Source organism: Actinotalea sp. (assembly GCF_041597215.1).
In the GTDB taxonomy this organism is placed as follows: domain Bacteria; phylum Actinomycetota; class Actinomycetes; order Actinomycetales; family Cellulomonadaceae; genus Actinotalea.
Map to the genome: position 1 here is coordinate 1 of NZ_JBFHHB010000210.1, position 5,732 is coordinate 5,732.

The 5,732-nt window shown below is 73.0% G+C and carries 5 protein-coding genes and 1 pseudogene; 4 read left to right on the plus strand and 2 right to left on the minus strand.

The window, feature by feature from the left end; genetic code table 11:
* The 4 genes and pseudogenes from ABWK99_RS12885 to ABWK99_RS12900 all read left to right on the plus strand — a co-directional run.
* Positions 1-529: pseudogene (locus ABWK99_RS12885) on the plus strand (virulence factor MviN); the annotation flags it as partial.
* 16 nt (positions 530-545) lie between these two features.
* Entirely contained in the window at positions 546-2,210 is a 1,665-nt protein-coding gene (locus ABWK99_RS12890; RefSeq protein WP_372595106.1) for a CTP synthase, read from the plus strand.
* Positions 2,210-2,818, plus strand: coding sequence for an NUDIX domain-containing protein (locus ABWK99_RS12895; RefSeq protein WP_372595107.1), 609 nt, complete (start codon positions 2,210-2,212; stop codon positions 2,816-2,818). Before ABWK99_RS12890 ends, ABWK99_RS12895 begins: the two co-directional genes overlap by 1 nt.
* A gap of 65 nt (positions 2,819-2,883) precedes the next feature.
* Positions 2,884-3,840, plus strand: coding sequence for a diguanylate cyclase (locus ABWK99_RS12900; RefSeq protein ID WP_372595108.1), 957 nt, complete (start codon positions 2,884-2,886; stop codon positions 3,838-3,840).
* Positions 3,841-3,859: 19 nt separating this feature from the next.
* Here the strand turns inward: ABWK99_RS12900 and ABWK99_RS12905 are convergent, their stop codons facing one another.
* Positions 3,860-4,849 (minus strand): heme A synthase, encoded by a 990-nt coding sequence (locus tag ABWK99_RS12905; protein WP_372595109.1) that lies wholly within the window; start codon positions 4,847-4,849, stop codon positions 3,860-3,862.
* 29 nt (positions 4,850-4,878) lie between these two features.
* The gene (locus ABWK99_RS12910; RefSeq protein ID WP_372595110.1) at positions 4,879-5,655 is read right to left on the minus strand and encodes an ABC transporter permease; all 777 of its coding nucleotides are present in this window, start codon (positions 5,653-5,655) and stop codon (positions 4,879-4,881) included.
* Between the last annotated feature and the right edge of the window lie 77 nt (positions 5,656-5,732).

The following is a 5,732-nucleotide window of genomic DNA, read 5'->3' on the forward strand; positions in this document are numbered from 1 at the left end:
GCTCGGGTTCGCCCTCATCCTGCACCTCTCGCGTGCGCTGTACGCCCTGCACCGGGGACGGGCCGCGGTCGCCGCGACCGCCGCCGGCTGGCTCGTCGTCGCCGGTGCGTCCCTCGTCCTCGCCCCCCTGCTGACCGACGGCGGCCCCGATCAGGTCGCGACCCTCCAGGCGCTCGCCGTGGCGAGCTCGCTCGGGATGACGGTCGCGGGCGGCGGACTGGTGCTCGGCGTCGTACGGGCCGCTGGGCGGCCCGCTGCGCGCGGCCTGCCGCGCACCGTCGCAGCCCTCGTCCTCGCCGGCCTCGCCGCGGCATGGCTGGGCCGCGCGAGCGTCACGACGGTCCTCGGCCCGAGTGGCGACGCCGGGCTGGCCAGGGCGCTCGGGTCCGGCGCTGCGGGCGCGGTCGTCGCCGGGGTCGTCGTCGTCGGACTCGTGGCCCTTGCCGATCGAGGGGTGCTCCGGTCCCTGCGTCCGGCAGCGACCGAGGCGCCGCACGGTGGTTCGCAGGACTCGGACCTCCCGCACTGAGGTAGGGTGGAATCCCGTGGCAGCGCGAGCAAATCGACTGGCCGGGCGGTCGGACAACACGACCCGGCACATCTTCGTCACCGGAGGCGTCGCCTCCTCGCTCGGGAAGGGTCTGACGGCGTCGAGCCTCGGACGGCTCCTGAGGTCGCGTGGCCTGAGGGTCACCATGCAGAAGCTCGACCCCTACCTCAACGTCGACCCCGGGACGATGAACCCGTTCCAGCACGGCGAGGTCTTCGTCACCGAGGACGGCGCCGAGACGGACCTCGACATCGGTCACTACGAGCGCTTCCTCGACGTGCCGCTCACCGCGACGGCCAACGTCACCACCGGGCAGATCTACTCGTCGGTCATCGCCAAGGAGCGGCGCGGCGAGTACCTCGGCGACACCGTCCAGGTCATCCCGCACATCACGGACGAGATCAAGTCCCGGATGCGCGCGCAGGCGGGCCGCGACGTGGACGTCATCATCACCGAGATCGGCGGGACGGTCGGCGACATCGAGTCCCAGCCCTTCCTCGAGGCCGCCCGTCAGGTGCGTCACGACGTCGGTCGGGACAACGTCTTCTTCCTGCACGTCTCGCTCATCCCGTACATCGGCCCCTCCGGGGAGCTGAAGACCAAGCCGACGCAGCACTCGGTCGCTGCCCTGCGCTCCATCGGCATCCAGCCCGACGCGATCGTGCTGCGTTGCGACCGGGACGTCCCCGAGTCGGTCAAGCGGAAGATCTCCCTGTTCACGGACGTCGACCCGGAGGCCGTGGTCACCGCGGCCGACGCCTCGAGCATCTACGACATCCCGCGGGTGCTGCACAGCGAGGGCCTGGACGCCTATGTGGTGCGTCGCCTCGACCTGCCGTTCCGCGATGTCGACTGGTCGGCGTGGGAGCGGGTCACCGACGCGGTGCACAGCCCGGAGCACGAGGTCGAGATCGCGCTCGTCGGCAAGTACGTCGACCTGCCCGATGCCTACCTCTCGGTCATCGAGGCCCTGCGAGCCGGCGGATTCGCGAACCGGAGCACGGTGAAGATCCGCTGGGTCGCCTCGGACACCTGCGCGACGCCCGAGGGCGCCGAGCGCGCGCTCGGCGGGGTCGACGGCGTCCTGGTGCCCGGGGGCTTCGGGGTCCGGGGTATCGAGGGCAAGGTCGGCGCGTTGACCTGGGCCCGGACCACGGGCGTGCCGACGCTCGGCATCTGCCTCGGCCTGCAGGTCATGGTCATGGAGTACGCCAGGACGATCCTCGGCCTCGCCGGTGCCTCCTCCTCGGAGTTCGACGACGCGCCCGAGCACCCCGTCATCGCCACGATGGCCGAGCAGCGCGCGATCGTGGGCGGTGACGGCGACATGGGCGGCACCATGCGTCTCGGCTCCTACGAGGCTCGCCTCGAGCCGGGCTCGGTGGTCGCCGAGGCCTACGGGACGACCCGGGTCACCGAACGGCACCGTCACCGCTACGAGGTCAACAACTCCTATCGCGGGCGGCTGGAGGAGGCCGGTCTGGTCATCTCCGGTGTCTCCCCCGACTCCTCGCTCGTCGAGTTCGTCGAGCTGCCGCGCGAGGTGCACCCGTACTACGTCGGCACCCAGGCGCACCCGGAGTTCAAGTCCCGTCCGACCTCGGCACATCCGTTGTTCGCAGGGTTGATCGCCGCGGCGCTCGCCAGCCGGTCGGCCTGATGGTCCCCGTCGACGTCCACGCCCCGCGACCCGTCACGGGGCGCACGCTGCTCCACGAGGGCATGGTCTGGGACGTCGTCCGGGATGCCATCGACCTCGGCGAGGCCGGGACGGTGCGTCGGGAGTACGTGCGGCACCCGGGCGCCGTCGCCGTGCTGGCGCTCGACGACCAGGAGCGGGTGCTGCTGCTACGGCAGTACCGGCACCCGGTCGGGCGCGAGCTGTGGGAACCCCCCGCCGGGCTGCTCGACGTGGAGGGCGAGGACCTCGTCGTGGCCGCTGCCCGGGAGCTCGCCGAGGAGGCCGACCTCGTCGCCGGCTCGTGGTGGCACCTGCTCGACTACTTCACCACCCCGGGTGGATCGGACGAGTGCATCCGGCTCTTCGTCGCCCGCGAGCTGACCCTCGTCCCCGAGGCCCTGCGGCACGTGCGGGAGGCGGAGGAGCGCGGGATCGTGCCCGAGTGGGTGCCGATCGACGAGGCCGTCGCGGCCGTGCTCGGGGGCGAGCTGGGCAATCCGTCCACCGTGGTGGGGGTGCTCGCCCTCGCGGCCGCCCGGGCGAGGGGCTGGTCGGACCTCGAGGCGGTCGAGCTCCCGCAACCCTGACAGGGCGCCCGATTTCACCCGCCGCAGCAACCGGAACGCGCCGGCGGGCTGTCTACGATGACGGGGTGCTGCGCCCCTGGACCTTCGAGGATGCGGCGTTGCGTCCCTCGACACGGGGCTGGGTCCTTGCCGGGATCCTCGTCGGCGGCACGGTCGTGGCCGTGCTGCTCGCGATGACGCCGGAGACGAGCCTGGCGCGGGCCGAGCTCACCGTCACGATCGCCGTGGCCCAGGTCGTCCTCGCTGCGGCAGCGGTGCGCCTGCGCGAGCACACCACAGGACTCGTCGTCCTCGCCGTGCTGGCGGTGCTCCTGGTCACCGTGCTGGTGGCGGACGCCGACACCCTGGTGCGGGTGGTCCTGGCGTCCAGCGCCTACACCTACCTCGTCCTGTACGCCGCCTACGCCTTCGAGCGGGCGGCGATGCGCGGGATCCTCGCTCTCGTCACTCTCGGGTCGGCCATCGGCGGGTTGGTCTCGCCGCTCGGGTTCCGACCGATGGTCTGGCTGTGCACGGTCGTCGGGGTCAGCGCCGCGGGAGCCGTCGTCGGAGAGCTCGTCGCGCGGCTCCGTCTGTACGCGACGATCGACTCGCTGACCGGGGTGCTGAACAGGACGGCCTTCGACGCCGTGGCCACCGCCGCGATCGCGGGGAGCCTGCGGCGCTCGGAGGACCTCGTCCTGGCGATCATCGACCTCGACGAGTTCAAGAACGTCAACGACACCCACGGGCACGCAGCGGGCGACGTCATGCTCGGCCGGGTCGTGGACGCCTGGAGCGATCGGTTGCGTACCCAGGACCTGCTCGGCCGGATCGGCGGCGACGAGTTCGCCCTCCTGCTTCCGGCGACCACCATCGACGGTGCCACGGCCCTGCTCGACGACCTCGCGGAGGTCAGCCCTCTCGCGTTCTCCGCCGGCCTGGCGGGCGTCCGTCCGGGCGACGACGTGGCCGCGCTGCGTCGTCGGGCCGACGCCGGGATGTACGAGGTCAAGAGGAGCAAGCCGCACACCGTCGGCTGAGGCCGGCCCGGCCGATCCCTCAGGCGGCGGCGAGTGCCCCGGAGGCCCGGTCCGGACCCGGCGGACCCGTGGGCGTCTCGCGGGTGCGCAGCCCGTCGACCAGGCGGGTCTGCGCGATGACGAGCACGCTCGCACCGAGCATGTGCAGGGCCACCATCCAGCCGGGCAGGCCCGTGAAGTACTGGACGTAGCCCACCAGGCCCTGGGCGAGCGTGACGAGGAGGAGCACGCGCAGCCGGCCGCGCAGCAGCGGGCTCGTCGTGGCGGACCGGTGGACGAGCACGACGAGGGCGACGAGCGCGGCCACGTACAGCCATACCGACACCGAGTGCGCGCGGGTGACCGCCACCGGGTCGAGGGCGAACCGGTAGGGGGCGTCCTCGTCACCGGAGTGCGGACCGGTCCCCGTGGTGACCGAGCCGAGCACGAGCATGACCACCGCGAGGGGGACCGTGAGGAGGCCGATCGCGCGCACCGGTCCGGTGGCGTCCCAGCGTGCGCCCGTGTCGGGCTGGTCGAGCCGGAGCAGGAGCTGCGTCGAGGCGGCCACCAGCACCATCGAGAGCAGGAAGTGCGAACCGACGAGCGCCGGGTGCAGCTGGACCAGGACCGTGAGCCCGCCGAGGACGGCCTGGACGAGCACCCCCACGATCGGGACGAGTGCGAGCAGACGCAGCGGACGGGCCCGACCCGCCTGGCGCCACACGGCCCATGCGGTCGCGACGGCGATCACCACCAGGACGCCCGTCAGCGTGCGGTTCCCGAACTCGATGAACGGGTGCCACGAGGTCGCCTCGTGGCGCACCGGGGTGAACTGACCGGGCTCGCACTGCGGCCAGGTGGAGCAGCCGAGCCCCGATCCGGTGAGCCGGACCGCACCGCCGGTGACCACGATGAGCACCTGGGCGACGAGGTTCGCCAGCACGATGCGACGGGTGGCCCTGCCGGAGGGGTGCAGGACGGCGGCGCGGAGCGCGCCGAGGGGCGAGCGGCGGGGGAGATCGGGCACAGCGCCACGGTATCCGTTGGGAGCCGTGCTCACGACCAGCGGGCGAACCGCGCGACGGCGGCTCCCAGGAGCACGGACCAGCCCGAGAGGACGAGCAGGGGGAGAGCCTGCACGGTGCCGTCGGTCGAGGCGGACCGCAGGGCGTCGCCCAGGGCACCGGACGGGAGCCACGGGGCAGCAGCCGCCAGTGGACCGGGCAGGACGTCGGCCGGGAGGATCACGGCCCCGCCGACCAGGAGCAGCACCCACACGAGGTTCGCCACGGCGAGCACGGCCTCGGCGCGAAGGACGCCGGCGAGCAGGAGTGCCAACCCGCTGAACGCGAGAGTGCCCAGCAGCAGGGCGACGAGGGCGAGGGGCGCCCCGGAGACGGACGGGCGCCAACCGAGCAGGGCGGCGACCCCACCCAGGACGGCGAGCTGCACGAGCTCGAGGGCCAGGACCCCGAGAGCCTTGCCCAGGACGAGCCCCGAACGGCCGAGCGGTGTGGTCGCGAGCAGGCGCAGGACGCCGGCCCGTCGGTCGAACGCCGTCGTGATCGCCTGGGAGGTGAACGCGGTGGACATCACGGCGAGGGCCAGGACCCCGGGGGCGACGACCGCGACCCGGTCCTCGCCTCCGACGTCGACCAGGTCGCTGCGGGTCAGCGCCACGAGGATGAGCACCGGGAGGATCAGGGTCAGCAGCAGCTGCTCGCCGTTGCGCAGGGTGGTCCGGAGCTCGAAGGAGGCCTGCGCGAGGACCCGGCGGGCCATGGGCGCAGCCCGTTGCTCCACCGGGCCACCGGGAGCCGTCGTGGCCGTCATCGCAGGCTCCTGCCCGTCAGGTCGAGGAAGACGTCCTCGAGGCTGCGCCGGCCGGTGGTCACCGAGGTCAGGCCCAC